The 23,448-nt window shown below is 65.1% G+C and carries 17 protein-coding genes and 1 pseudogene; 1 reads left to right on the top strand and 17 read right to left on the bottom strand.

Going from position 1 to position 23,448, the window contains the following annotated elements; genetic code table 11:
- The first annotated feature begins 7 nt into the window (after positions 1–7).
- Positions 8–1,351 carry a sigma-54-dependent transcriptional regulator gene (locus tag GM415_RS00330; protein WP_158945656.1) on the top strand — a complete coding sequence of 448 codons (1,344 nt, stop codon included), beginning with the start codon at positions 8–10 and terminating at the stop codon, positions 1,349–1,351.
- A gap of 15 nt (positions 1,352–1,366) precedes the next feature.
- On the opposite strand, the gene pbpC is transcribed toward GM415_RS00330, so the two are convergent.
- The 17 genes and pseudogenes from pbpC to GM415_RS00245 form a co-directional block, all read right to left on the bottom strand.
- Positions 1,367–3,679, bottom strand: a complete 2,313-nt coding sequence (pbpC, locus tag GM415_RS00325; protein WP_242012299.1) for a penicillin-binding protein 1C — start codon at positions 3,677–3,679, stop codon at positions 1,367–1,369.
- A gap of 6 nt (positions 3,680–3,685) precedes the next feature.
- A complete protein-coding gene (locus tag GM415_RS00320) occupies positions 3,686–8,995 on the bottom strand; it encodes an alpha-2-macroglobulin family protein (protein WP_158945654.1) in 5,310 nt (1,769 codons plus the stop codon).
- A 192-nt stretch (positions 8,996–9,187) separates the two neighbouring features.
- On the bottom strand, positions 9,188–9,625 hold the full coding sequence (locus tag GM415_RS00315) for an amphi-Trp domain-containing protein (RefSeq protein ID WP_158945652.1): 438 nt from the start codon (positions 9,623–9,625) through the stop codon (positions 9,188–9,190).
- A complete protein-coding gene (locus tag GM415_RS00310; RefSeq protein WP_158945650.1) occupies positions 9,622–10,377 on the bottom strand; it encodes a ParA family protein in 756 nt (251 codons plus the stop codon). Before GM415_RS00310 ends, GM415_RS00315 begins: the two co-directional genes overlap by 4 nt.
- 36 nt (positions 10,378–10,413) lie before the next feature.
- The gene (locus GM415_RS00305; RefSeq protein WP_158945648.1) at positions 10,414–10,593 is read right to left on the bottom strand and encodes a hypothetical protein; all 180 of its coding nucleotides are present in this window, start codon (positions 10,591–10,593) and stop codon (positions 10,414–10,416) included.
- Between the two features lie 94 nt (positions 10,594–10,687).
- A complete protein-coding gene (locus GM415_RS00300) occupies positions 10,688–11,872 on the bottom strand; it encodes a GAK system CofD-like protein (RefSeq protein WP_158945646.1) in 1,185 nt (394 codons plus the stop codon).
- A gap of 4 nt (positions 11,873–11,876) precedes the next feature.
- The gene (locus tag GM415_RS00295; RefSeq protein ID WP_158945644.1) at positions 11,877–12,977 is read right to left on the bottom strand and encodes an HprK-related kinase B; all 1,101 of its coding nucleotides are present in this window, start codon (positions 12,975–12,977) and stop codon (positions 11,877–11,879) included.
- A complete protein-coding gene (locus GM415_RS00290) occupies positions 12,974–13,846 on the bottom strand; it encodes a GAK system ATP-grasp enzyme (RefSeq protein ID WP_158945642.1) in 873 nt (290 codons plus the stop codon). The genes GM415_RS00295 and GM415_RS00290 overlap by 4 nt, the downstream gene beginning before the upstream one ends.
- Positions 13,847–13,867: 21 nt before the next feature.
- The gene (locus GM415_RS00285) at positions 13,868–15,520 is read right to left on the bottom strand and encodes a phosphate signaling complex PhoU family protein (RefSeq protein WP_158945640.1); all 1,653 of its coding nucleotides are present in this window, start codon (positions 15,518–15,520) and stop codon (positions 13,868–13,870) included.
- 5 nt (positions 15,521–15,525) lie between these two features.
- A complete protein-coding gene (locus GM415_RS00280) occupies positions 15,526–15,792 on the bottom strand; it encodes an amphi-Trp domain-containing protein (protein ID WP_158945638.1) in 267 nt (88 codons plus the stop codon).
- 21 nt (positions 15,793–15,813) lie between these two features.
- Positions 15,814–16,974, bottom strand: a complete 1,161-nt coding sequence (locus GM415_RS00275; RefSeq protein WP_158945636.1) for a PHP domain-containing protein — start codon at positions 16,972–16,974, stop codon at positions 15,814–15,816.
- A gap of 24 nt (positions 16,975–16,998) precedes the next feature.
- Positions 16,999–17,529 (bottom strand): GAK system XXXCH domain-containing protein, encoded by a 531-nt coding sequence (locus tag GM415_RS00270; RefSeq protein WP_242012298.1) that lies wholly within the window; start codon positions 17,527–17,529, stop codon positions 16,999–17,001.
- Positions 17,530–17,714: 185 nt separating this feature from the next.
- On the bottom strand, positions 17,715–18,863 hold the full coding sequence (locus tag GM415_RS00265) for an iron-containing alcohol dehydrogenase family protein (protein WP_158945633.1): 1,149 nt from the start codon (positions 18,861–18,863) through the stop codon (positions 17,715–17,717).
- Positions 18,864–18,872: 9 nt separating this feature from the next.
- A pseudogene (locus GM415_RS00260) lies at positions 18,873–20,195 on the bottom strand (aminotransferase class III-fold pyridoxal phosphate-dependent enzyme); the annotation flags it as partial.
- A 24-nt stretch (positions 20,196–20,219) separates the two neighbouring features.
- Positions 20,220–21,440 (bottom strand): YgeY family selenium metabolism-linked hydrolase, encoded by a 1,221-nt coding sequence (locus tag GM415_RS00255; RefSeq protein WP_158945629.1) that lies wholly within the window; start codon positions 21,438–21,440, stop codon positions 20,220–20,222.
- Between the two features lie 32 nt (positions 21,441–21,472).
- Positions 21,473–22,549, bottom strand: a complete 1,077-nt coding sequence (locus GM415_RS00250; RefSeq protein WP_158945627.1) for a branched-chain amino acid ABC transporter permease — start codon at positions 22,547–22,549, stop codon at positions 21,473–21,475.
- 1 nt (position 22,550) lies between these two features.
- Entirely contained in the window at positions 22,551–23,414 is an 864-nt protein-coding gene (locus GM415_RS00245) for a branched-chain amino acid ABC transporter permease (RefSeq protein WP_158945625.1), read from the bottom strand.
- Between the last annotated feature and the right edge of the window lie 34 nt (positions 23,415–23,448).

Below are 23,448 nucleotides of genomic sequence, written 5' to 3'. Positions count from 1 at the left end.
GTGTGCCATGGAAAAGACGAAATCCATACGCGTCCTGGTTGTCGACGACGAATTCTTCATCCGCAAGCTTGCCGAACGGGAGCTGGCCCTGCCGGGCCGCGAGGTGACCACGGCGGACAACGCGGTCCAGGCCATGAAGCTCGCCGCAAAGCAGGACTTCGACGTGGTCCTGCTGGACGTCCGGCTGCCCGACGGCAACGGCATCCGCCTGCTGGAGCATTTCCGCGAGAACCTGGCTGACGTGGAGGTGATCATGATCACCGGCTACTCCGAGGTGGACAGCGCCGTGGAGGCCATGAAGATGGGGGCCTACGACTATGTGACCAAGCCCTTCTCCCTGGACCGTATGAACATGCTCATCGACCGGGCCTACCAGCGCAAGCTCATGCAGCGTGAGCTGCGCCAGTTGCGCAGGCGCAAGGGCGGCGAGATCATGCACCGGATCATCGGCTCCTCGTCGGCCATGCGCCATGTCGAATATCTGGTGGACAAGGTCGCGCCCACCGAGGCCCCGGTGCTCATCACCGGCGAGTCCGGCGTGGGCAAGAACGTGGTGGTCAACGTCCTGCACTCGCGCAGCCTGCGCGCGGACATGCCGCTCATCATCAAGAACTGTGGTTCGTTCAACAAGGACCTGCTGCGCAGTGAGCTATTTGGTTACTGCAAGGGAGCCTTCACCGGCGCGGAGCACTCCCAGGAGGGCGTCCTGGCCCAGGCGGACAAGGGGACCATCTTCTTCGACGAGGTGGGCGAACTGCCCCTGGAGGTCCAGGCCATGCTTCTGCGCGTGTTCGAATCCCAGAAGTACCGGCGCGTGGGCGACCGCGAGGAGCGCTCCGTGGACGTGCGCTTCCTTTTCGCCACCAACCGGGACCTCTCCGTGGAAGTGGAGGAGGGGCGCTTTCACGAGGCGCTCTATCACCGCCTCAACGTGTTCAGCATCGCCATCCCCCCGCTGCGGGAGCGCAAGGAGGACATCCCCACCCTGTTGGAGCATTTTCTGGAGAAGCTCTATCCGGACCGTCCGCCCTACCGCATGTCCAAGCGGGCCAAGGAGTGCATGATCGCCTACGACTGGCCGGGCAACGTCCGCGAGCTGCGCAACGTCATCGAGCGGGGCATCATCCTGGCAGAAAACGATTTGATTACGGCCAAGTGCCTGCCTCTGGATATCGCCGACTCCCCGGAGGAGGGCGAGTGCTGCGCGCTTCCGACCCTGGCTCAGCACGAGCGGCAGTACATCCTGCGTGTCATGGAACACACGGGGCACAATCGCACCAAGGCGGCCGGGATTCTCGGCATCGGGCGAAAGACGCTTTACCGCAAGCTCCAGTCCTTCGGTGTGGTCTGAGTCTGTCGATTTTCCTTATTCAATTACCGTGAACCGGACCGAGTTCGTCCGGCCCTGGCTGTCCGTGACGGATGCGGCGTGCTCGCCCGGCACCATGGGCAGGAAGAGCGGCGCGCCGGGCTTTGCGCTGCCCGCAAAATCGCCGTCCACATACCACCATAAAGGCTGGTCCGGGTCGGCAGTCTCGGCGCGCAGGGCGATCTGCTGGAAGCGGGCCGGGGCGTCGTGGCGCATTACGTAGGGTGTCCTGGCCGAGGGTGAGAGGATGTTCGGGCCGCTCCCCTCGGGCACGTCGGTGCAGGCCGGGCTGAGCGCGGGCAGGGCCGGGACCGGCTTTCCCTGCGCCTTGAGCCAGGCGGCCAGCTCCGGGGGCACGGTTGCTGCCACGCGGGATACGGCGGGCCTGAGGGCCAGGCAGCTCCCCTGGAGCCTAAGGCCGGTCTTCCGGTCAGCCATGTATCGCTTGTGGGCGGTGCAGCGTGGCAGGATCATTTTCGGTCCGGCCATGGCCGTGATCGTCTCCGGGCAGTCCGGCCCGGCGGGCATGCGGCTGAAGGCGCACAGCCGGACCTTTCGCAGGTCGGGCGCATCCGGCAGGCGCAGGTCGCGCGAGGGGGACTCCAGAGCGTGCAAGATATCAAAAAAGAGTGGGCCGGCGTGGGTTGCGCCAGAAATACCCTTGACCGGCGTACCGTCCGGGTTGCCCACCCATACGCCTACGGCCAGGGTGGGGCCGAAGCCCACGGCCCAGGCGTCGCGATGGCCGAAGGAGGTGCCCGTCTTCCACGCCGCTGCGGGCCTGTCCCGTGTCAGCCGCCAGGACTCAGGCATGTCCGGCCGGGTCACGGTGGTCAGGATGTCGGCAACGGAGCGTGCGGCCTCGGTCGAGAACAACGGCGTGCCCGTTTTCTGCTCACCGGGGGTGATGCGCCAGGGGCGGTGGGTCCCGCCCTGGGCCAGGGTGGCGTACAGGTTCACCAGGTCCACGAGCCGGACTTCGCATGCGCCGAGGACCAGGGGCAGGCCGTAGCTGGCCGCCGGGCGGTCCACGGTCTCCAGTCCGCCGGTTCGGAGCAGGGCGTGAAACTCCTTGAGCCCGGTGCGGGCCAACAGGCGCACCGCCGGGACGTTGAGGGAGCGGGCCAGGGCCTCGGACGCGGTGACCTGGCCGGAAAAGGTTCCTGAGTAATTCTCCGGCGCGTAGCCCGCGTAGTCCGTGGGGACGTCGAGCAGCCGGGACTCGGGGATGGCCAGTCCCTTGTCAAAGGCCAGGGCGTAGAGAAACGGCTTGAGGGCCGAACCCGGCGAGCGCGGGGCCAGCCCGTTGTTGACCTGCCCCTGGCGCTGGTCGTCGAAGAAGTCGGCGGACCCGGCCATGGCCAGCACCTGGCGCGTGCGCCTGTCGAGGACCACGACCGCCCCGTTGGAAATGCCCTGCTGCCTTACGCGGGCAATATGCCGGGCCAGCAGGTGCTCCACGGTGTGTTGGGCTGCGAGGTCCAGCGAGGTCCGCAGCTCCGTCTCCGCGCCCAGACGCTGCCTCGCCAGCAGGGTGAAGTGGGGGGCGAGCATGGGCGAGGGGCGGCGGTGGGCCACCATGGGCTGGCGCATGGCCCGGCGGGCTTCCTCCGCATCCACCGCGCCGCGTTCAGCCAGTTGCTTGAGGACGCGGTCTCTCACGCGCATGGCCGCCTCGGGGTGGCGGGCCGGGTCATACCGGTTGGGCGAGCGCGGCAGCACGGCCAGCAGGGCGCATTCACCCAGGGAGAGGCGGTCCGGCGGCCTGCCAAAGTAGAGGCGCGAGGCCGCGTCCACGCCCACGATGTTGCCGCCGAAGGGCGCGGTGTTCAGGTAGATTCCGAGCAGCTCCTTCTTGGAGTGGGTCAGGCTCAGTTGCAGGGCGCGGAAGGCCTCGGCCAGCTTGGCAGCGAGAGTTCGCTCGCTGGGTTCGGTCATTCGGGCGATCTGCATGGGGATGGTCGACGCCCCGGAGACCACGCGCCCGGCCAGGAGATTGCCCCAGGCGGCGCGGAGCACGGCCAGGGGGTTCACGCCCGGATGGACGTAAAACCACCGGTCCTCGGACTCGATCAGGGCCTCGATCAGTTGCGGCGAGACCCGGTCCAGAGTGACCGGAAAGCGCCACATGGTATCGGACGCCGGAAAGCGGCGCAGCTCCGTGCCATTGCGGTCCAGCACCCGCATGCCGGACGGCGGGTAAAGCCGCTCCTCCGGGAACGGGAAGAGCGCGTTCAAGGCCATGAAGACCAGCAGCGCGGCCATGAGGCCCGATGCAAGCCCGAGCCCCAAGCTTGAAAGCCGCTTCACTTCAGCCTACCTCCGGGTCACGTCCATGCGCCCGGTCTCGCCTCGGGCCATGATGGCCGGATCGTACATGGCCTCGGCCTGGGCCGGAGGCAGGGCGAAGGAGCCCGGCGTCACGGCCCGAAGTTGCGTGTATCCGGCGTGCCAGCCGGTGCGGCGCAGGTCCGTGAAGAACAGGATGCGGTCGTCCCGCATGTCCTGGTGGCCGGAGATGGCGCGCTCGCCCTTGGGCGCGAACGCGGCGGTCTCCGTGGTCGCCAGGCGTTGGTTCTCCACCTCCAGCCCGGCGGGCAGCAGTAGCTGTGCCACCACGTTTTCCACGGCGGTGCCCGTTGCCCGAAGTTCGGTCTTCATGATCACCAGGTCGCCCTGCCGCAGGCTGGTCGCCTTGAGCGGGTTGCCTTCCCGGTCGAGGAAGGTGCGGCGGATCTCCAGGCCGTTGGAGACCGGTTTGACGGTCTCCGGTTCGGGCACGCCGCGCGTGGTCGCTGACCAGTAGACCGTGGCGTTGTCCGAGGCCATGGCCGCCCGGATCGGGCCGCCGGACGGGATGTCCCGCTTGGAGAAGGTGGGCACGTCATCGAAGCGATATTCGGTGTCGCCGGATACCAGCATGCCGCTGAACGGACCGGGGTCGGCCGTGTCCAGGGTCTTGCCCAGAGCGGTGAAGGCCAGGGCGTTCTCCTGGGTGGTGCCCCAGCGGCTGACGTGCATGAGGCGCGAAACCTTTGCCGCCAGCTCGGGCACCAGCCTGTCATCCGGCGCGGCGTCGGCCAGGGTGATGAGCATGAGCGCGGCGTCGCGCAACCCCGAGCCCATGCCTCCTCCGTGCTCCCTGCCTTCGGGCAGTTCTGGCAGCTTGGCCAGCAGCGCATTGAAGGAGTCCGGGTCGCCGGACAACGCGTAGGCGCAGGCCAGCAGGGTGCGGCCCGCTGCCGAGAGCTTGTCCGCGTGTTTGTCTCGCAGCTCGTCCATGGCCCCCCGCTCGGGTTCGCCCGCCTTGGCCAGGTCGAAGAGGGCGTAGGACACAGTATCAAGGTTCCTGTTCCGTGTGGAGGGCAGGACGCGCAGGTAGTTCAGGGCGCGCGGCAACATGAAGTCCGCGCCGAAGCCGGCCTGGGAGGCCTCCAGCAGGAAGTGCGCGACGTAGGCGCTGACCCACGGGTTGGCCTCGCGTCCGCCCGGCCAGAAGGCGAAGCCGCCGCTGTCCGTCTGCATGGCGGACAACCGCGACAGGGCCGCCTGGACCATGAAGGGGGCACCCGTCTCGCCCAGCAGGTCCGGGGCAAAGGCCCGGGCCAGGGCGTTGAAGCGGATCAGGGGGAATGCCTTGGACGTGGTCTGCTCGGCGCAGCCGTAGGGGTAGCGCAGCAGGTATTCGAGCTTCCCGGCGAAACCGGAGATGGGCAGCGCGCCCAGGGTCACGGTGCGGGTGACGGTGCCGGGCACGAAGCCTTCGGGAGCCGGGAGCAGTTCGCCCTCCTTGTCCTTGAGCACGCCGAAGGCGGCGTCCCTGCGGTAGGGCAGGGCGGGGCGCACGGGCAGGTCCACCACGATGCGGCGGGATTCGTCCCCGCTGGTGGCGTGGATGGTGATTTTGGCCGCGCCGCCAGCGCCGGGTTTGGCCTTCAGCGGCACGTAGACCGTGGTCTCGTTGCCGTCGGCGATATCCCTGGTTATGGGCTGGGCGTCCGTTTCCACGGCTCCCTCCGCCGTGACGTCCATGGTCACGGCGCCGTCCCTGCCCAGATCATTGCGCAGGGTGACCGGCATCTCCATGGTGTCTCCCGCCGCCAGGAAGCGCGGCAGGGTCGGGGTCACTGCCAATGGGGAGCGGACCCGGGTCATGGACCGGCTCAGGCCGAACCGCTTGCCGTCGAGGCCCACGGCCACCAGCCGGAGCGCGCCCTGGAAATCGGGCAGGCGCACGGTATACGAAACGTCGCCCTTCGCGTCGGCCTTGAGCGGGCCGGACCAGAAGGAGACAGGCTTGACCCGCAGGATGCTGCCGGTGCGCATGAACTGGCTCTCGGCCATCATGGCCATGCCGCCGCCCGCCTTGGCGTGGCCCATGACGCGGGCCATGTCCGGGTAGAGCATGGCGAAGGTGTCGTAGCTGTGCACGCCCAGCGCCCGGCGGGCGTAGAAGAAGCCGAACGGGTCGGGGTCATTGCTGCCCGAGAGTTGCAGGATGCCCTCGTCCACGGCGGCGACGGTGACCACCGCGCCGGGGTCGGCCTTGATCCGGACCGTGAGTTCGGACTCGGGGCGAATCTCCTCGGGGGCGTCGATTTGCAGCGCCATTTTGTTGGAGAGGTTGTCCACCAGCAGGGGGACGGCGCCGAAGGCCCGGCCCACCGAGCCTTCGTCCACATCAGCGGCCTTGCGCACCAGCAGGGCGGTGACGTGTGCGTTGGGCGCGTAAGCCTGTTTGACCGGCAGACGGACTTCGCCGGTGTTGCCTTCGAGGTCAACGATTTGCGTGTCGTGGACGGTGTCTCCCTCCACGGCCACCAGGACCCGGCCCGGGAACGGAGCGCGGATCTGGACCACGGCGGTTTCACCCGGCTGGTACTGGTCCTTGTCCGTGGCCAGCTCCAGCCGCGCCGGGTTTTTCAACGCCCAGGGCGAGTAGCCCCAGCCGCCGCAATAGAATGCCGTTGCGGATGACGCGCCGGAATCGGCGGCGGCGATGGTTACGCGGTAGCTGCCGTAGCTTGGCGGGGTGAACATCACCTCGCCCTTGCCCTCGCCCGGAGGTATGGTCGAGGAATCGACCAGTTGCGGGTCGTTGACGGACTCGTAGCGGAACCCGCCCGAGGGGGCCTGGCGGACCACTGTGCGCCACCGGTCGCGATACAGCTTGGCCGTCAGTTCGCCGTGGGCGCAGACATTGCCGCCCGGTGCGGCGGCCACGTAGCGGAAGGAGATGGGCTTGCCCGGATCAAGGCCGTTGCGCTCAAGCCTGCCGAGGCCGAGGTAATAGGCGTAGGGGTGGACCAGAACGGTTTTTCCGGCGGTCACGCCGCGTCCTCCGGCCTCGCTTACCCGTCCGTAAAGGACGGCTTCGAGTGCGGCGGGGGGGGTGAGCCCCTCGGGCACCGGCAGGGAGCCGGAGAGAGTGCCGTTGGCGTCCAGGGTGCCGTCCGAGGCGTAGAACTCCTGGGCCTGGAACTCGCGTTCCGGATCGCCGAAGACGTAGTCCTCAAGCCCGGTGGGCGCAAAGGGTGCGGCCCGCAGCACGCCGCGCAGGGTCACCGGCAGGTTGGCGGCGGGCGGCCCGAACAGATAGCTGCTCCTGACGTTAAGCCCGATGGCCTGGCCGGGTTCATAGGCGGTCTTGCCGGTCAGCAGCTCCACCTTGATGCGGTCCGGGATGAACTCCTCGACCTTGAACCGGTAGGTGCCGATGACTGTTTTTCCGGCCATCAGGGCCAGGGAGTGGGTGCCGGTCAGGGCGTAGGCGGGCAGGGCCAGTGTGAAGTCCGCCGTGCCGTCCTTGCCTGTGGTCAACCGTATCTTGCGGGCCACGCGTCCCTTGGAGTCGCGGTGGACGAGCACCAGCGGCTGGGACGGGGGCGCGGCAAGGTCGTTCTGCCGTACCACGGCCATGCCCTTGAAAGTTTCGCCTGGGCGGTACAGGTCGCGTTCGCCGTAGAGGAAAGCGCGCATGCCGGTGCGCGAGGTGCGCACGCCGGATACGTCCAGCCCGGTGGTGTCCACGCCGAAGCGGGAGAGCAGCAAAAAGGTGAAGTCCCCGCTTTGGCCTTCAGCCATGATCAGATAGGGGGAGCCGTCGTCGTTGTTTTCCGGCAGCTTCAGGCTGGCCGTGCCGTAATTGCCGGTCACCGCCCTGCCGAGTCGCTGGTTCTTGTCGCTGATCAGGGTCAGCTTCAGGCCGGGGATCGGCTTCAGGGTCTTGTTGGACACGGCCCAGACATGGAAGGTCCTGCTGTCCCGCTTGGCGATCAGGCCGATGTCCGAGAGGATCAGCCAGCGCCTTGCGCTCTCTCCGCCACGGATGTCCGCGCTGATCCTGAGCAGGCCGTTCATGTCGCGCAGGGCGTTGCCGAAGGCCAGGGGCACGGTGGCGGTCTCGTTCTTTGCCGCCTTCACTTCGAAGGTCTGTTCGAACAGCTTGCCCCCAAGGTTGGAGGGCACGCCTCCGTAGTCCCAGCCTTCTTCGAAAATCCTGCCGCCGTACTCGCTGAGCATGGCGAAGAGGTTGTTGGGATAGACCCGGTCGATGCGCACGGTGAGCTTGCCAGCGTTGACGGCCTTGAGCACCAGTCCGGTCCGCGCCGAGCGGGGCAGGAAGAGGCCCGAGCCCGTGAAGTCCACGGAGGGACTCAGGTCGGGCATGGCCGCCGTGGCTTTGATTCCCTGTTGCAGGACCGCGCCGTCGGCGGCGGTCAGGCCCTGGCGCAGGGTCACGGTGTACTTCACCCCAGGCGTGAACCCGCCGGAGAGGAGCAGGGTGTTGCCGTCCGCCGAGAGGGTGTAGTCCGCCTCGGGCTCCACATTGATAAATGCGGCAGCGGAGTCCGGGTCCATGGGCGTGGAAAAGCGCAGCCCCAGGCCGGAGCCGGAGAGAGTCATGCCCTCGCAGGTCAGCTTCGGATCGATCTTGAGGGTAAAAGTGGCTTCGGAGTCGCGCGTGAGTGCAAGGTTGGACCCGGCCCTTTGCAGCCCCTTGGATACATTCAGGCGGTAGGTGCGCCCCTCGGTGGTCTTGTCCAGGGGATCGGTGCGCAGTTCCATGCGCCGGGTGCTCCAAGAGGTCATCACCTGGAGGGGGACGGGCGTGTTGTCCGTTTCATCGGTCAGGGTGACGTGCTTGAGCAGGTCCTCGGGGGAGACAGGACCGGAAAAGCGCAGTTGGACAGAGATGATCCCGGTGGCGGGCTTGCCGCCCGCCCTTTCGGAAAAGGTGATGTCGTCGAGCTGGAACGTGCCTGTCTGCACGGTGAAGGCGCGTTCGCCTTTGATCCCGGTCTCCGGGGCCAGGGTTACGCTGTATTGCGTATTGCCCTTCAGCGGCTGGGTGGCCTCGAAGCGCAGCACGTAGGGGTTGCTCCAGGCCCAGGTCCCCTCGGCTTCGGGGTCCAGAACGGCGCACTGGTCCGGGAGCGGGGCGTCCGCGCCCAGCGGGGCGGCCAGTTCGATCTCCAGTCCGGCCCTGCCCTGCAGCACCCGGACCTCCTTGACCGACGGCGGTTTCGCCTTCGGCTGGGTCGAGGTGATGATCCAGGCGGCCTGGGCGGCCACGATGAGACAGAGGATGGTTATGACGGCGGTTTTCAGACCGGATTTATTCATGGGGCACCTTCCCGGCGGAGCGGTTGTCGCCGGTCCCGGCTAAGTCGTCAGGGATCGGCTTGGTGATAGTACTCAAGCTGTTACCTGACAACATCCACGGAAAATTGTCCAGCGTCGGGAAGGAAAAAACGTGTGGAATTCTTAGATCGAAAACCGCCGGAGCCGGTGCGGGCCCCGGCGGAAAATTACGGGTCAGCCTTCGGTGATGCGGAAGCCTTCGGCCTGGCTGCCGTCGTCCTTCCATTCCAGTTCGATGGCGCATTTGGCCTTGTCCTTCTTGCGGGAGAGTTTCATTTCGAAATGAACGGTCTCGGGCACGGACAGGACCACGCTGTTGTCGCCGTCCTCGGCGCGGACCACGCCTGAGTCCAGGGACTGGGCCAGGTCATTCAGGTGCGCAATGACCATCGCGGTTTCCAGGGTCTGCTTTATCTTGACCTTGCCTTTGCTCATGATGTCCTCCTTGGTGATCGTGTCCGCCGGGGTAATGAAGCAGCCTCCGGGAGCGGGCGGGACCGGAAGGGGAGCCGCCTGCGCCGTCGGACCTGCGCCGGGCAGCACGGCGGGTTTCGCTGCGGCCTGGTCCACCCAGGCCAGCGGGTTGGTTCCGAGTCTCTTGTCTTCGCTCATAGGGCACCTCTGCGGAGCAGCTCCAGGGCCAGGTTCCGGTAGTCGGCGGCCCCGTTGCTGCGGGGTTTGTAGGTGAAGATGTCCTGGCCGAAACTGGGCGCCTCGGCCAGGGAGATGTTGTCGCGGATGGTCGTCTCGAGCAGGGCGTCGCCGAAGTAGTCGCGGATGTTGCGGCGCGTCTCGCGGTTGAGCTTCTTGTGGCGCTGGTAGCGGGTGAGCACGATGCCGGTCAGGGCGAGGTCCGGGTTCCACCCGGCGCGGATGGCTCCGACTGTCTCCATGAGCTTGCCCAGGCTCTGCAGGGCGAGAAATTCCGGCTGGACCGGCACGAGCAGCTCCGTTCCCGCGACCATGGCGTTGAGGGTCAGCAGGCCGAGATTGGGCGGGCAGTCCATGAGCACGAAGTCGTAGCCGTCGATCCCGGCCAGGGCCTCCTTGAGCCGGGTTTCGCGGCGCTCCACGCCGGCCAGGTCCACCTCGGTTCCGGCCAGCGCCACCGAGGCCGGAACCACGGACAGGTCGGCGGTTTCGCGGACAACGTCCATCAGGCCGCATTCGCCCATGAGGACCGCGCCCATGGTTCTAGGCAGCTGGTGGGCCATGATCCCCAGAGAATAGGTCAGGTGGGCCTGGGGGTCGAGGTCGAGCAGAAGGACCCGCTGCTTCTGGCGGGCCAGGGCCGCGCCGAGGTTGACGGTAGTCGAGGTCTTGCCGACGCCGCCTTTCTGGTTGAGTACGACTATGGTTCGCATGGCGCTCCTCGGTTGTGCGTCGGGAGAGAACGCGGGTTAGTGCGTGTGCAGGGCTATCTTGCGAATTACGTAATCGCGGCCGAATTCGTCGGTCACCTTGTTGATCCTCTTGAGGATTTTCTCCCTCTCCTCCTCCCTGGGCTGCTCGTCTTCACGAATGCAGAACAGGTCGCACACTTCCTTCCAGTCAAAGGTGTTCTTCATGCTTTCAGTCATGGTTTTCTCCTGGCGCATGGCCTTCCGAATCCAGTATTTTTTCCGCGCGGTTTCCGCCCGGTCCGTTTGCCTTCATGTCGAAATTTGACGTCGCCTAGGCCAGCGAAAGCAGCATCTCGCTCAGCAGCCGTTCGTCGAGGTCGGGGGCGCTACCGCTGGTGACCAGCTCGCAGTCGATGACGGTCAGCCCCATCCGGTCCAGTTCCGCGCGGTCGATGCCGCCCGGATACGAGCCGTTCCGGGAATCAACGATCACGTATCCCAGGATGTCCGCTCCTTCGGGCGCGCCCGACTCTGTCAGGTAGCGCCTGAGCAGGGCGGCGCGATCGGCCACGGACAGGCCCACGGCCTCCGGGTCCCTGCCCGTGCCCGGCACGAACACCTTGGGGCAGGGGTTGGCCGCCACGGCCTCGCCCACGCCTCCTGGCAGCAGGTTGGCCACCACGCTGGAGTAGAAGCTGCCCGGCGGGTAGCAGATCAGGTCCGCCCCGGCGATACGTTCGCGGACCTTGTTGCGGATGGACGCCGCAACCGGCGCATCGCTCTCCAGTCCGCCCGTCAGCCAGATGTCGCTGATGGGCGAGGCAAGCGGTGCGGTCTCCTTGCCGGTAATGTTGTGCTGGCCGACGATGACGGAGCCGTCCTCCAGGCGCACGGCCAGATGCAGGTCCTTGTTGATGGTTGGACGGACCGTGCCGCAGACCTGGACCAGCTTGGAAAAGATGTAGATGACCGGGTCGAGCTGCCGTCGATTGGTGAGGTAGCCCGCGGTGAGCACGAGGTTGCCGATGCTCGCGCCCCTGAGGTCGAAGTCCCGGGGCATGGCCTCCAGGAATTGGTGGAAGTGGTTGCGGATGATCTTGCGCATGGGGTCGGGGATGCGCCGGACCAGTTTGTGTCTGCCGTCCGCCATCTGATCCAGCTCCGCGCGCAGCTTCTCCTGCCCGAGGTTTTTGGGCAGCCGGTAGGCGAAGAGGTCGAAGATGGCCGGGTTGCCCTGCACCGACTGGTCGGCCAGGGCCATGAGCCGGTTGCGGATGTCGCCCACGGCGGGCATGGCGAAGGCCTTGCGGAGAATGGCGGAACTGCCGCCCGAGTCAAAGGGCGTGATCAGGTGGACGGTATTGTGCGTGGAGCGGATCAACTTGCGGGAGGTGCTGCGCAGGGCCGTGCCTCCGCTGAAGAAGAGAATGCGCGGCCCCAGCTCGGGCGCTTTTCGGTAGAGCGCCAGCTTGTACGGGTCCGGTATCTCGACCTTGCGGGTGACCTGGATGCGCATGGGGCTACTTTTGGACGGCCAGTTCGCCGGTTTCCATGTAGGCCAGGCAGACCTCGGCGGCGCGGTCGAAGTCGACGCCCCCGGAGATTTCTATCAGGTCCGCGCCGGAGAGCAGCTCGGCGTAGGCCTCCACGCCGGGATCATTTTGCCGTTCCGGGTTGTCCGGCAGGTAGAAGAGGCCGGTGGGTTTCATGAACGCGGGCAGGAGGTCCTTGCGCTCTTTCGGGTCCACCTTGGCCACGCGCATCTCGCCCGCGTCCCGCTTCCAGTTGAGGATGACCAGGGCGTCCATGGGGCTCTTCAGGGCGAAGCGCCCCAGGCCGTAGCACTCGTCGATCAGGGCGTCGTACTTGTGTTCGAGCTGCCAGAGCTCTTCCACGGGCATGGACAGGAACTCCTGGCGCAGGTCGGGCTCCACTATCTTGCATAGGTCCGGGTTGTTCAGGGCCGTGCCCGGATTGATGCGCGGCTGCTTGGCCACGCCGTACATGGTCAGCCCGGCGCCGTCCGCCTCGACCATGACCCGGTCGTTGGAGACGAAGGTGGTGCCTTTGCTCATCAGGTGCAGGGCCAGGGTGGACTTGCCCGCGCCCGAGAATCCGGCCAGGGAAATACCGCGCCCGTTGTGGACGACCCCGGCGGCGTGGCCCAGGAACCCGCCCTGGTTGAGCTTCCACTCGATGAAGCGGTTGTTGATGAAGTTGATGACCTGATTGGAGTTGTCCAGGCACGGGCCCACGGCCAAGTTCTCCCCTTCGCCGAACAGGAAATGCATGCCGGTCAGCCGCTTGCGAACCACGCGCCCGTCAGGCAGGTCGACCCACTCCTCCTTGATCTTGGTCTTGCCCGGATCGGGCTGCTTGACCGTGAAGGCGAGTCCGAATTCCGGCACCGGGCCTTCGTGGGCCGAGATCGAAATCTGTGGATCGCCGCCGTTGGTGATGAATTCCTTGAAATAGCCCTTGAGCGCGTCCCTGAGGGCGGCGGTGTTGCAGAGCGTCCTTATGACGCAGCCGCCGAAGTCGAGATGCAGTTCGTTGGTTGCGGGAAGGGCCGCCTTGACCTGTTCGGCCAGTTCCCTTCGGGTGGAGCCTGTCAGTTTCATCGGATTTTCTCCATGACGTAGTCGACGTATCGCGCGGCCGCGTCGATGCCGCTGGTTTCCTGAATGCCCCGGAAGCCGCCGAAGACCGAGACCTCGAAGACGTAGGGGCCGTCGTCGGTGATGGCCACGTCCACGCAGGTGAAGTCCAGGTTGAAGGGAGCCTGCGCCCGGCGGGCCAGTTCGATGATCTCCGGGGAAGGGGCGTAGGGGCGGTACTTGCCGCCGGACGCGGTGGTGGTGTTCCATGCGCCGTTGGTCTTGCACCGGGAATAGGTGGTCAGGTACTCGCCGCCGAGGAAGGCGATGCCGAGGTCCAGGTCGCCCAGGTCGATGGTCTTCTGGATGTACATGATCGGAAACTCCGCCTTGTATTCCTCAATGCGGGCGCGGGCGTCCGGGCCATGCCTGAGCACGAACATGCCGCGCGCCTTGGAGGTGTACAGCGGCTTGAAGACCGCCTCGCCGTACATCTCCACGGCCGCCAGAGCCTGATCCACGGACTCGGTGACGGTGGTGGGCGGCATGGGGATGTTCTCCAGTTGCAGCGAGATGGTGCAGGAGAGGCGGTCCAGGGCGCGCAGGATGGAGTAGGGAGAGCTGAATATCCTCAGGCCGCGTTCGGCGAGGTAGCGCAGGATCTCCAGCCGGTCCAGCAGGTCCGGGGAGTAGCGCGAGCCGATCTTCTTGATCATCAGCGCGTCGAAGTCGCGCAGGTTGTATCCGTCGTAGAAGGCGTCGCCCGAAGGCAGGTCCAGGCGCACGTCCTCCATGTTGATGAGCACGCGCTCGCCGCCGGTCTTTTCCGCGACGGTGTCCGCCAGCTTTTCCGAGGACCAGCCGCCCTTGGTTCCGATGACTCCGATTTTCAAAACAGGTTCCTCGCTCGGTTATCAGTAAAAGAGGACGTTCAGGGGCAGGGAGAAGTTCTCCCATTGGCCGCCCTGGTAGTGGTTGATTTTTTCCAGCAGGAACATGGACCGGTTGTACATCTCCTTGGCGAACTTGAAATTGAGCTCGAACCGGGTGGAGGTGTAGAAGGACCGTGCCAGGGCAAAGGCCATGCGCGCTTCGAAGGTGGTGTCCCCGTGCTTGTCCGCGAAGCCTTTGACGAAGGCGTAGAACTGGCGGATGACGTGGTTGATCCGGCCCCGGTGCCCATCGTCGAAGATCGGCATGCGGAAGTTGGAGACCAGGAATACCGAGGCGTCCTGGATGTAGTCGAAGTCCCGCGACCGGTAGAGGTCGATGTAGTGGACCTGCTGGTCCTCGTGATTGTAGACCACGTTGTTGATGTTGAAGTCGCCGTGGATGAAGACCGAGAAGGGGGCCTCCAGCTCCGCCTCCAGCTCGGCGCAGCGGTTGAGCAGGTCTTCGGTGGACTCCACCTCGGACCGGCCCAGGGACTTGGGCGTGCGCCAGAACTCCGGGTGGGTCTGGAGGACACCGCCCAGGCGCGACTGGACCTGACGGATGTAGTTGGTCTTGACGGGCAGCCGCTCCATGGTGGCGGTCCAGGTCTCCAGCACCGTGGACTCGAAGATGAACAGGGCGTTGCGGGCAAACTCGTCGTCCCCCGAGAGGACCACCTCGTCCAGCGTGCAGCCGTTGAGAAACTCGACGAGCATGGCGCCCTTGTCGCCCTCCTCGTGGAAGCCGTAGATGTCGGCCACCAGGTCCGGGAAGATCTGCTTCCAGCGCAGGATGGACTCCCGCTCCTTGCGGATCTTCTCCAGGCTCCCTTCCTTGTAGATGGAGCCCTGCTTCTTCTCGTCCGGGGTGAGCTCCCTGTCGCGCTGCTCCACCCGGCCGATGCGGCAGCCCGAGCGGGTACCCCAGATGGCCGAGAAGTCGATGTCGGCAAAGGAGTCGCTGAAGCCGGATTTGGTCAGGGTCTGCTGCAGGGCGTCGAACTGCTCGATCTTGATTCGTTCGCCCAGCAGCGAAAAGATGACGGCCTCGCCGATGTTGAGCAGAGCGTCGCCCACCCGCTCGAAGTAGCGAAAGATGAACAGCACGGTGATCAGGCTCTGGGCGTCCCGGCCCATGCCTATCTCGTTCATGACGCGGTCGAAGCGGACCTTGTAGATGTCGTCGAGCAGGGGCTCGGCCTTGCAGATGTGCAGGGCCTTGGACATGTCCTCCTGCCGAAAGGCGGCGATGATCTCGGCCAGCCGCTCCAGAATGACGTCGAAGACCTCGTGGTAATCGTATTTCTTGATGAATGCCTGGTCGTCAAGATACCGCATCTGCTTGACTATGTTGACGAAGTAATCGGCGATCTTCTCCAGATTGACGCTCGTGACCTGCATGGCGCGGATCTTGTTGAGCTGGTTCTTGTCCAGGGACTTGTCCGAGTGGATACGCGAGTAGCACTTGTTTTCGATGATGGTCTTGAGGTTGTCGATGTAGTCGTCGCGCGAGGTGATCTTGAGGTGGCGTTTTCGGGATGGAGCGTCCATGAAATCGCGGGTGGCCCGCGCCTGGTTCTCCACCTCGAGAACGATGAACTTGAAGTTCTCGTCCAGTCCTTCGAAGGTGATCATGGCGGTCAACTCACCTTCAGGGAGGCTTCCTCCGCGGGTTTTTCCCCGGCGGCGTCCTTCCAACTGATCTTGATGGACAACTTGTTCTCCGCGCCCTTGCGCTTGGCCTTGACCGTGAAGCTGAGTAGCCCGTTGGGGTTCAACTCGATGGTGTCGCCGTTGGTGGACAGGGTGATGCTCTCCCTCTCGAAACCGTCGGTCAGCGAGACGAGGAAATCCTTGATGGTGTCGGTGTCCTGGAGTGAATCGAACACGAACTTTTCTTCGGACATCGGTGGGTTCTCCATGGGCGCCTAGCCTGCCAGGCGCTCTGTGTATTCCTTGATGGTGGCCTTGCGGCCCATGTGGTTGAGGATGAGTTTCTTGCGGATGGAGAGGTCGTCCCATGCGGGCTGGTAGCCGATCTCCCGTGCGGCCTTTTCCTCGTCCTGCTGGTCCAGGGGCTTGGTCTTCTCGCCCATGTGGCAGTCGTCGCCCATGAAGACGAGCATGTCGCGCTCCGAGTGGCGGCGGCGCTCGTTCTGCTCGTTGACCACAGAGATGAGAAACTCGGTGTATTCCAGTGACTGCGGATTCCAGACTTCGATGCCGTCCACGTCGTAGTTGCGGAGCAGGATGGGCCAGAACTGCTCGGGGTGTGGGATGACCACGCAGCCGCCCAGCCCCCGCACCTCTTCGATGATCTCGCTGGCCCGGTAGAAGAAGGAGAGGTTGAAGCCTTCCTTGACCAGCGTCTTGACCGCCTTGAGGTAGGCCTGGATGCGGTCCACGGTGTTGTCGCCCAGGTCCTGGCGCATGGTGTCGAACCAGTTGCGCAGCAGCTTGTTCTTGACCGAAATCCGGGGCACCTCGGTCCAGTTGTCGTCCAGGAGCTGCTGGATTTTCGCCACGTTGACGCGGACGAAGTCAATGAGCGCGGCGTCCGCGCCCGTTGCCCTGGCAGCCCTGCCGATACGCTCCGCGTCCGGCTTGGTGATGGTGTCCATGAATTCGAAGAGCTGGCCGGAGCGGTACTTGAAGGTGTGGGCGAGCATGGATTTGAGCACGCCTGCGTCGCGGACCTTGTCGTTGGTGAAGTGGAGCAGGAGCTGGACCTTGCGGTTGAAGCCGCTGGAGAAGCAGTCCACCTCCACGCCGGAGTGGTTGCCCCAGCTCATGAGCACGTTGTGCTGGGTGGGGATGAGCAGTTCGTCCCTGCGGTTGGGGAACATGGCGTCCACCCGCTTGCGGATGTGCTCCATGGGCACGAACTCCGGGTGCCAGTGCACGGCCAACAGGGATTCCTGCCGGACATGGATATCGGTGGGCGTGACCACCTGCTCGATCTGCCACGGCTCCAGGTCCACGGAGACCACACGGAAGAACCGGGCCTTGTCGTCGTCGGTGATTTCCTCGACCGCCGCCTCCCGGAATGCCTGGCCTTCGACGGTCTTTTCGTTCTTGATCAGTTTCATGCGTATCCGTTCGGGTCGGGTGTTTCAGTCGTACTTGGCGTGGCAGCGGCTTTTTTCGTGGACGATGACGTCGATGGTCTCGTGCATCCTGTCCACATCGCCTGACTCGAAGGCGTCCTTGAAGGCCTCGCACGCCTGGGAATAGCTCTCGTAGTACTCGTCGCCATAGCCGGGGTAGGTGACCATGAGCGCGGAGTCCTCCAGGAAGGAGCGTACGGCCTCCTCGGGCGGAGCCTCTCCTTCGTGGATGAGTTTGACGAGCATCTTGAAGCTCGAGCGCATCCGCTTCTTGATTTGCTTGTATTTGGGTTTGGCCGGTTCGCCGGAGCCCGTTTTCGCGCCGGGTTCGTCGCACGGCAAAGCGCTCTTGAACTTGGCCTTGAGGGCGAGCTGGCCGAATTCGTTCTTGATTGAAATTTTGAGTTTGCTGAACTCGTCAACACAGGCGAACTCGTCCTTCCCGCCGCTCTCAACCGCGTCCGCCAGGTCGCGCAGAAAGGTCGCCAGTTCGGCCTGATCTACGTATCTGCTTATTTTCGTTTCATTTCCCATCATGAACCTCCAAGAGTTGGGAGTTCGAAAAGCTAGCACGCTTATCAAGCCCGTCTCAAGAGCGCGGGGAGAAATGTAACAAATCGTCACATAACGGGAGAACGAATTGCGACGAGAAAGGAGAAAGGAGGAAGGAGGGGAAGGGAAGGGCCCGCCCCGGCGCGGATGGCCGGGGCGGGCAGATGGGTTTAGAGTATTGCCGCGTAGATGGTGCGGATGGCGTCCTTGTCCGGGACGCGCGGGTTGAAGGCGCAACTGCCGCTGGCGGCGGCGTCTTCGGTGAGTTTGTCCAGGTCGGCCTCGGTCACGCCGTATTCGCCGAGCTTGGCGGGCAGACCGGTCTCCTCGAACAGGGTGTAGAGCGTTTCCACGGCGGCGTAGCCCGCCTCGCGGACGCTCAGCCCCTCGACGTTTTCGCCCAGGGCTTTGGCCAGGCGGACGAAGCGCTCGGGCGCGGCCGCGCGGTTGTACTCCATGACCGGGGCCAGGAGCATGGCGTTGGCCTTGCCGTGGGGGATGCCGAAGTGCGCGCCCAGGGGGCGGGACATGGCGTGAACCAGACCCACCGAGGCGTTGCCGAAGGCGTAGCCCGCCTCCATCTGGCCCAGGAGCATCTTCTCCCGGGCCTCGGCGTTGGCGCCGTTGAGGGTAGCCGGGACCAGGGCCTCGGCGATGAGTTCGATGGCGGCCAGGGCGTGGATGTCCGTCAGCGGCGTGCCAAGGGTCGAGAGGTAGGCTTCCATGGCGTGGGTCAGGGCATCCATGCCCGTGGCCGCCGTGAAGTCCGCGGGCATGGTGTAGGTCAGCTCAGGGTCCAGGATGGAGACCGTGGGAATGAGCCCCGGTCCCTGGATGAGCATCTTCACCGTGCGCTCGGTGTCGGTGATGACCGTGAACCGGGTGATCTCGCTGCCGGTACCGGCGGTGGTCGGGATGGCCACGATGGGCGGGCCTGCCTTTTCCGGCTGCTTGAACTCGTAGTCCACGATCCTGCCGGGGTTGCCCAGGAGCAGGGAGATGCCCTTGGCCGCATCCAGGGGGCTGCCGCCGCCGAGGGCCACGATCACGTCGCAGCCCTCGGTCCGGGCCATTGCCGCGCCGTTTTCCACGGTGGGCACGTCCGGGTCGGACGGCACCTGGTTGAAGAGCACCGGGGTCACGCCCGCGCTCTCCAGGGACTCGACGACCTTGTCCAGCGCGCCGGATTTCTTGGAGGAGCTGCGACCGGTGACGACCAGCGCCTTGCTGCCGAAGCGGGCGGCCTCTGGCCCTGCGTGGGCCACTGCCCCGGCTCCGGTGACCAGGCGGGAGGGGGATTGGAAGTAGGTGACGCTCATGGTTCCTCCCTACTTGCCAAGGATGGCCTTCTGGGCCCCGCCGATGCAGTCGTCGATGATGGCCATGGCCTCGTTCAGCTCGGCCTCGCTGATGATGACCGGCGGAGTCAGGAAGATGTAGTTCCAGCGGACAAAGGCGGAGATGCCCTTCTCGTCGAACCGCTTGGAGATCTCGGCCATGGGGCCGGGAGCGCCGTTCCAGGGGGTCAGGGGCTCGCGGGTCTCGCGATCCTTGACCATCTCCACCACACCGAACAGGCCGATGGAGCGGACATCGCCCACCAGCTCGTACTTCTCCTTGAGCGCGTCCAGCTTGGCGGCAAAGGGTGCGGCCAGCGCGGCGGCGTTGTCGATGTGGCCTTCCTCTTCGTAGGCGTCGATACAGGCCAGGGCCGCGGCGCAGGAGACCGGGTGGCCGGAGTAAGTCAGGCCGCAGTAGAGCATGGTATCGTCAAAGAACTTGGCGATCTTTTCGTTCACCGCGACCACGCCCAGGGGCACGTAACCGGAGTTGACGCCCTTGGCCATGGTGATGATGTCCGGGACGATGTCGAAGTTCTGGAAACCGAACCACTTGCCGGTGCGGCCGAAGCCGGTCATGACTTCGTCGCAGATGAGCAGCACGTTGAATTCGTCGCAGATTTCGCGGACGCGCTCCATGTAGCCCTTGGGCGGCGGGAAGATGCCGTTGGAGCCGGTGATGGACTCCATGAACACGGCGGCCACGGTGTCCGGGTTCTCGAACTGGATGATCTCGCGGATGTGCTCGGCGCACTCCATGTTGCAGGACTCCTGCTTCTGGCCGAAGGTGCAGCGGTAGCAATAGGGGTCGAAGGCGCGGACCACGCCGGGCATGGCCGGTTCCACGGGCGGGCGGCGCGGGTCGCCGGTCAGGGCGATGGCGCCGTAGGTGGCCCCGTGGTAGGAGCGGTAGCGGGCCACGATCTTGCTCTTGCCGGTGTAGGCGCGGGCGATTTTGAGGGCATTCTCGTTGGCGTCGGCGCCGGCCAGGGTGAAGAAGCACTTGCCGAACTCCTCGGGGAGCAGGCCGATGATGCGTTTGGCCAGCTTGCCGCGCATCTCCTCGGCGAACTGCGGGGCCACGTATGCGAGCTTGTCGGCCTGGTCCTTGATGGCCTGGACGACCTTGGGGTGCTGGTGGCCGATGTTCAGGTTCACCAGCTGCGCGCCCATGTCGTAGTAGCGCTTGCCGTTTTCATCCCAGAAGAAGACGCCTTCGCCCTTGGTGATGACCTTAGGGGAGAGCTTGCCCTGGACGGACCAGGAATGGAGGACGTAGGAGCGGTCGTTGTCGTAGGTTTCGGACATGAGAGAATCCTCTTTGTTGGTATTGTGTTAGGAGGCGACGGAGTGGGCGATGGCTGCGTTGCCCGCCGTGGCCTTGATGAGCTTGTTGATGTCGCAGCGGTCCTTGGGCGTGTGGGCGTAGTGCTCCTCCATGGGGGAGTAGCCGATGGTCGGGATGCCCAGTACGCCGGTGACGTAGCTGGCGTCCGTGCCGAAGTCCCACTTGCCGAAGCCGGGGTTCTGGCCGATGGCCTTGAGCGCGGCCACGCACTTGTCCACCAGGGGGTCGTTTTCTTCGATGGCCCAGGCGTGCATGTACTTCTCACACTCGGCGCTGACGCCGGTGTAGGAGGTCTCCTGCACGGTGCGCAGCTTCACCTCGGCCTTGAACTCGGGGTCCGAGGCGGCGAGGTCGTCGAGAATGGCCTGGATCTGGCCCATGGCGTCTTCCTTGGTCTCGTCGCGGACCAGGCGGCGGTCCAGGGAGACCACGCACTTGTCCGGGGTGATGGACAGCTCGCCGGGCCAGCAGTTGATGCGGGTCAGGGTGCAGGTGGCCTTGCCCAGGAACGGGTCCTCGGGCAGAGTCTCGGCCAGTTGCTGCACACGCTCCAGCACGGGTATCATCTTGTAGACCGCGTTGACGCCGCGCCAGGGCGCGCTGCCGTGGCTGGTGCGGCCGATGGTGGTCACCTCGATCTCGGCCCGGCCCCGGTGGCCCAGGAAGAGATCGAGATCGGTGGCCTCGGAGCTGACCATGAGGTCGAAATCAATGCCGCGCTCGGGCATGGTCACGTCGCAGAAGTGGCGCATGCCGAACATCTCGGCGGGCTCCTCCTGAACCACTCCCATGAAGATGAAGTCGCCCTTGAGGGGCGCGCCGCACCGCTTGAGGATGTGCCCGGCGTATATCTGGGCGGCCATGCCGGCCTTGACGTCGCTGGCGGCGCGGCCGTGGACGAAGCCTCCGGCCACCTCCCCGCCGTAGGGGGCGTATTCCCAGAGGGACTCTTCGCCCGGGTCCACGTGGTCCATGTGCGAGTTGAACATGACCGAGGGGCCGGTGCCGTCGCCCTTGATGATGCCGACGACGTTGCCGATCTTGTCGGTAAAGACCTCGTCGTAGCCCAGGCCGCGCAGGGTCTGCGTGAGGAAGTCGGCCAGGGCGGCTTCGGTGCCGCTGATGCTGGGAATCCGGATCAGTTCGCTCGCCAGCCTGGTGACGTCTTCCCGAAGCTCCTCGGCAAGATCGCAATACTGTTGGAACATATGTCTTTTCCTTGTTGTTGGTTGGTTGTCGCTTAGTGGGGGCCGGGCAGGGACACGCCTGGCTGCTGTTCGCCTGTTTCGGCCTGGGGTTCCGGGGTGGGGTCGGTTTTGGCCTTGGCCGAGAACCGTTCTTTCACGGATTCCACGATGCCCCAGATGCCGCCCCGGGCGAAGAGCACGAAGAGGATGAAGACCACGCCCTGGATGATCAGCCAGCGGTCCCACAGGGTGCTGGCGAACTCCGAGGCGACCATGATCAGGAACGAGCCGATGAAGGGCCCGACAAGGGTGCCCATGCCGCCGATGAGGACCATCATCACGATGTTGCCCGAGGTCTCGAAGTGGACGTTGTGGATGTGGGCGAAATTGATGTGCATGCAGTACAGACTTCCCGCCAGTCCCATGAACATGCCGCCGATGACGAAGACGGCGACCTTGTAGAGCCGGACGTTGTAGCCGATGGCCTTGGCCCGGTTTTCGTTCTCGCGGATGCCCTTGAGCACCGCGCCGAAGGGCGAGAGGGTGATGCGTCGGATGATGGCGAAGCAGGCCAGGAAGACCACGGCCACGAACACGTAGTAAGCCAGCGAGGACTGGATGCTCAGGTTCATGACGCCGGGGATGGTCAGGTCGGGCCGCGGGATGCCGGTCAGGCCGTCGTCGCCGCCGGTCAGCGAACTCCACTGGTAGGCGACGAAGTAGATGCACTCGTTGAAGGCCAGGGTCAGCAGGACCGAGTAGCTCCCGGAGCGGGAGGACGCCAGCCAGCCGAAGAGCAGGGACAGGGCCGAGGCCGCCGCCACGCCGAAGAAGACGGCCACGAACAGGTTCTGGGACACGTGCAGCAGGGTGAGCGAGGTGACGTAGACCCCGGTGCCGAAGAAGGACGCCTGGCAGAACATCATCACGCCAGTGAAGCCGAGGCAGAGGTCGAAAGCCACGGCGGCCAGGGCGAAGAGCACGATCTCGGTGCCCAGGGCGTAGTAGGGCAGGATCAGGGGTAGGGCCACCAGTGCCGCGGCTACGCCCAGGAGCATGCCCCAGCGCGAGAGCACGGTCTGGCGGGGTGCTGCCTTGGGCAGCGGGTCGGATTCGAAGAATGTAAACATGTTAATCCCTTATTCCCATGAGTCCACGGGGACGGACGAGCAGGATGACGGCCATAACGATGAAAACGATGATGACCGAGGCGCTGGGCAGGACCAGGGTAATGAGGCTTTGGGAGAGGCCGACGATGAGACCGCCGACGATGGCCCCGAAGAAGCTGCCCATGCCGCCGATGACCACCACCGCGAAGCAGATGCCGAGGATAAGGTCGCCCATGAAGGGCTCCACCCCGCGCATGGGGGCGGCGAGCACCCCGCCGAGTCCGGCGATGGCCTGGGCCAGGCCGAAGATCAGGGTAAAGACCAGGGAGACGTTGATACCGAGGCAACTGACCATGTCGGAGTTCTCTGTGCCCGCCCGGATGATGGAGCCGTATCGCGTCTTCTCGATGAACAGCCACATGAGCGCGGCCAGGGCGATGACCAGGAAGAAGATGAAGACACGGTAGATCGGGAAGAAGAGGGTGCCGATCTTGACCACGCCCACCAGTGCCGCGGGCATGGAGAAGCTCTTGCCCACCGGGCCGTAGACCAGGATGAGCAGCTCGCGCCCGATGAGGGCCAGGCCGAAGGTCATCAGTATCTGGTAGAGAATGTTCTGGCCGTAGAGCCGTCTGAGCAGGGTGCGCTCCAGGACCATGCCCACCACGGCCGTGGCCAGTGGGACCACGATCAGGGCGGACCAGAAGTCCCCGGTGACCTGGACGTAGGTGTAGGCGAAGTACGCGCCCAGGGCGTAGAAGAGGCCGTGCGCGAAGTTGATGATGTCCATCATCCCCCACACGATGGTCAGGCCCATGGCCAGCATGACGTAGATCATGCCCAGAACCAGGCCGTTGAACACTTGCAGCACGATGAGGTTGGTCATTGAAAATTCCTGTCTGACGGGCCCGGCCCCGTCG

It is taken from the genome of Pseudodesulfovibrio cashew, assembly GCF_009762795.1.
Classification (GTDB): domain Bacteria; phylum Desulfobacterota; class Desulfovibrionia; order Desulfovibrionales; family Desulfovibrionaceae; genus Pseudodesulfovibrio; species Pseudodesulfovibrio cashew.
Note: the sequence above shows the minus strand (reverse complement) of the source record. Positions and strands in the feature narration are given on the sequence as shown.

Coding starts and splice junctions, on each gene's coding strand:
- GM415_RS00255 (WP_158945629.1), bottom strand. CDS start 21,440: ATGTTCCAACAGTATTGCGATCTTGCCGAGGAGCTTCGGGAAGACGTC.
- GM415_RS00265 (WP_158945633.1), bottom strand. CDS start 18,863: ATGAGCGTCACCTACTTCCAATCCCCCTCCCGCCTGGTCACCGGAGCC.
- GM415_RS00295 (WP_158945644.1), bottom strand. CDS start 12,977: ATGAAACTGACAGGCTCCACCCGAAGGGAACTGGCCGAACAGGTCAAG.
- GM415_RS00305 (WP_158945648.1), bottom strand. CDS start 10,593: ATGACTGAAAGCATGAAGAACACCTTTGACTGGAAGGAAGTGTGCGAC.
- GM415_RS00250 (WP_158945627.1), bottom strand. CDS start 22,549: ATGTTTACATTCTTCGAATCCGACCCGCTGCCCAAGGCAGCACCCCGC.
- GM415_RS00285 (WP_158945640.1), bottom strand. CDS start 15,520: ATGATCACCTTCGAAGGACTGGACGAGAACTTCAAGTTCATCGTTCTC.
- GM415_RS00270 (WP_242012298.1), bottom strand. CDS start 17,529: ATGATGGGAAATGAAACGAAAATAAGCAGATACGTAGATCAGGCCGAA.
- GM415_RS00245 (WP_158945625.1), bottom strand. CDS start 23,414: ATGACCAACCTCATCGTGCTGCAAGTGTTCAACGGCCTGGTTCTGGGC.
- GM415_RS00330 (WP_158945656.1), top strand. CDS start 8: ATGGAAAAGACGAAATCCATACGCGTCCTGGTTGTCGACGACGAATTC.
- GM415_RS00310 (WP_158945650.1), bottom strand. CDS start 10,377: ATGCGAACCATAGTCGTACTCAACCAGAAAGGCGGCGTCGGCAAGACC.
- GM415_RS00315 (WP_158945652.1), bottom strand. CDS start 9,625: ATGAGCGAAGACAAGAGACTCGGAACCAACCCGCTGGCCTGGGTGGAC.
- GM415_RS00300 (WP_158945646.1), bottom strand. CDS start 11,872: ATGCGCATCCAGGTCACCCGCAAGGTCGAGATACCGGACCCGTACAAG.
- GM415_RS00275 (WP_158945636.1), bottom strand. CDS start 16,974: ATGAAACTGATCAAGAACGAAAAGACCGTCGAAGGCCAGGCATTCCGG.
- GM415_RS00320 (WP_158945654.1), bottom strand. CDS start 8,995: ATGAATAAATCCGGTCTGAAAACCGCCGTCATAACCATCCTCTGTCTC.
- GM415_RS00280 (WP_158945638.1), bottom strand. CDS start 15,792: ATGTCCGAAGAAAAGTTCGTGTTCGATTCACTCCAGGACACCGACACC.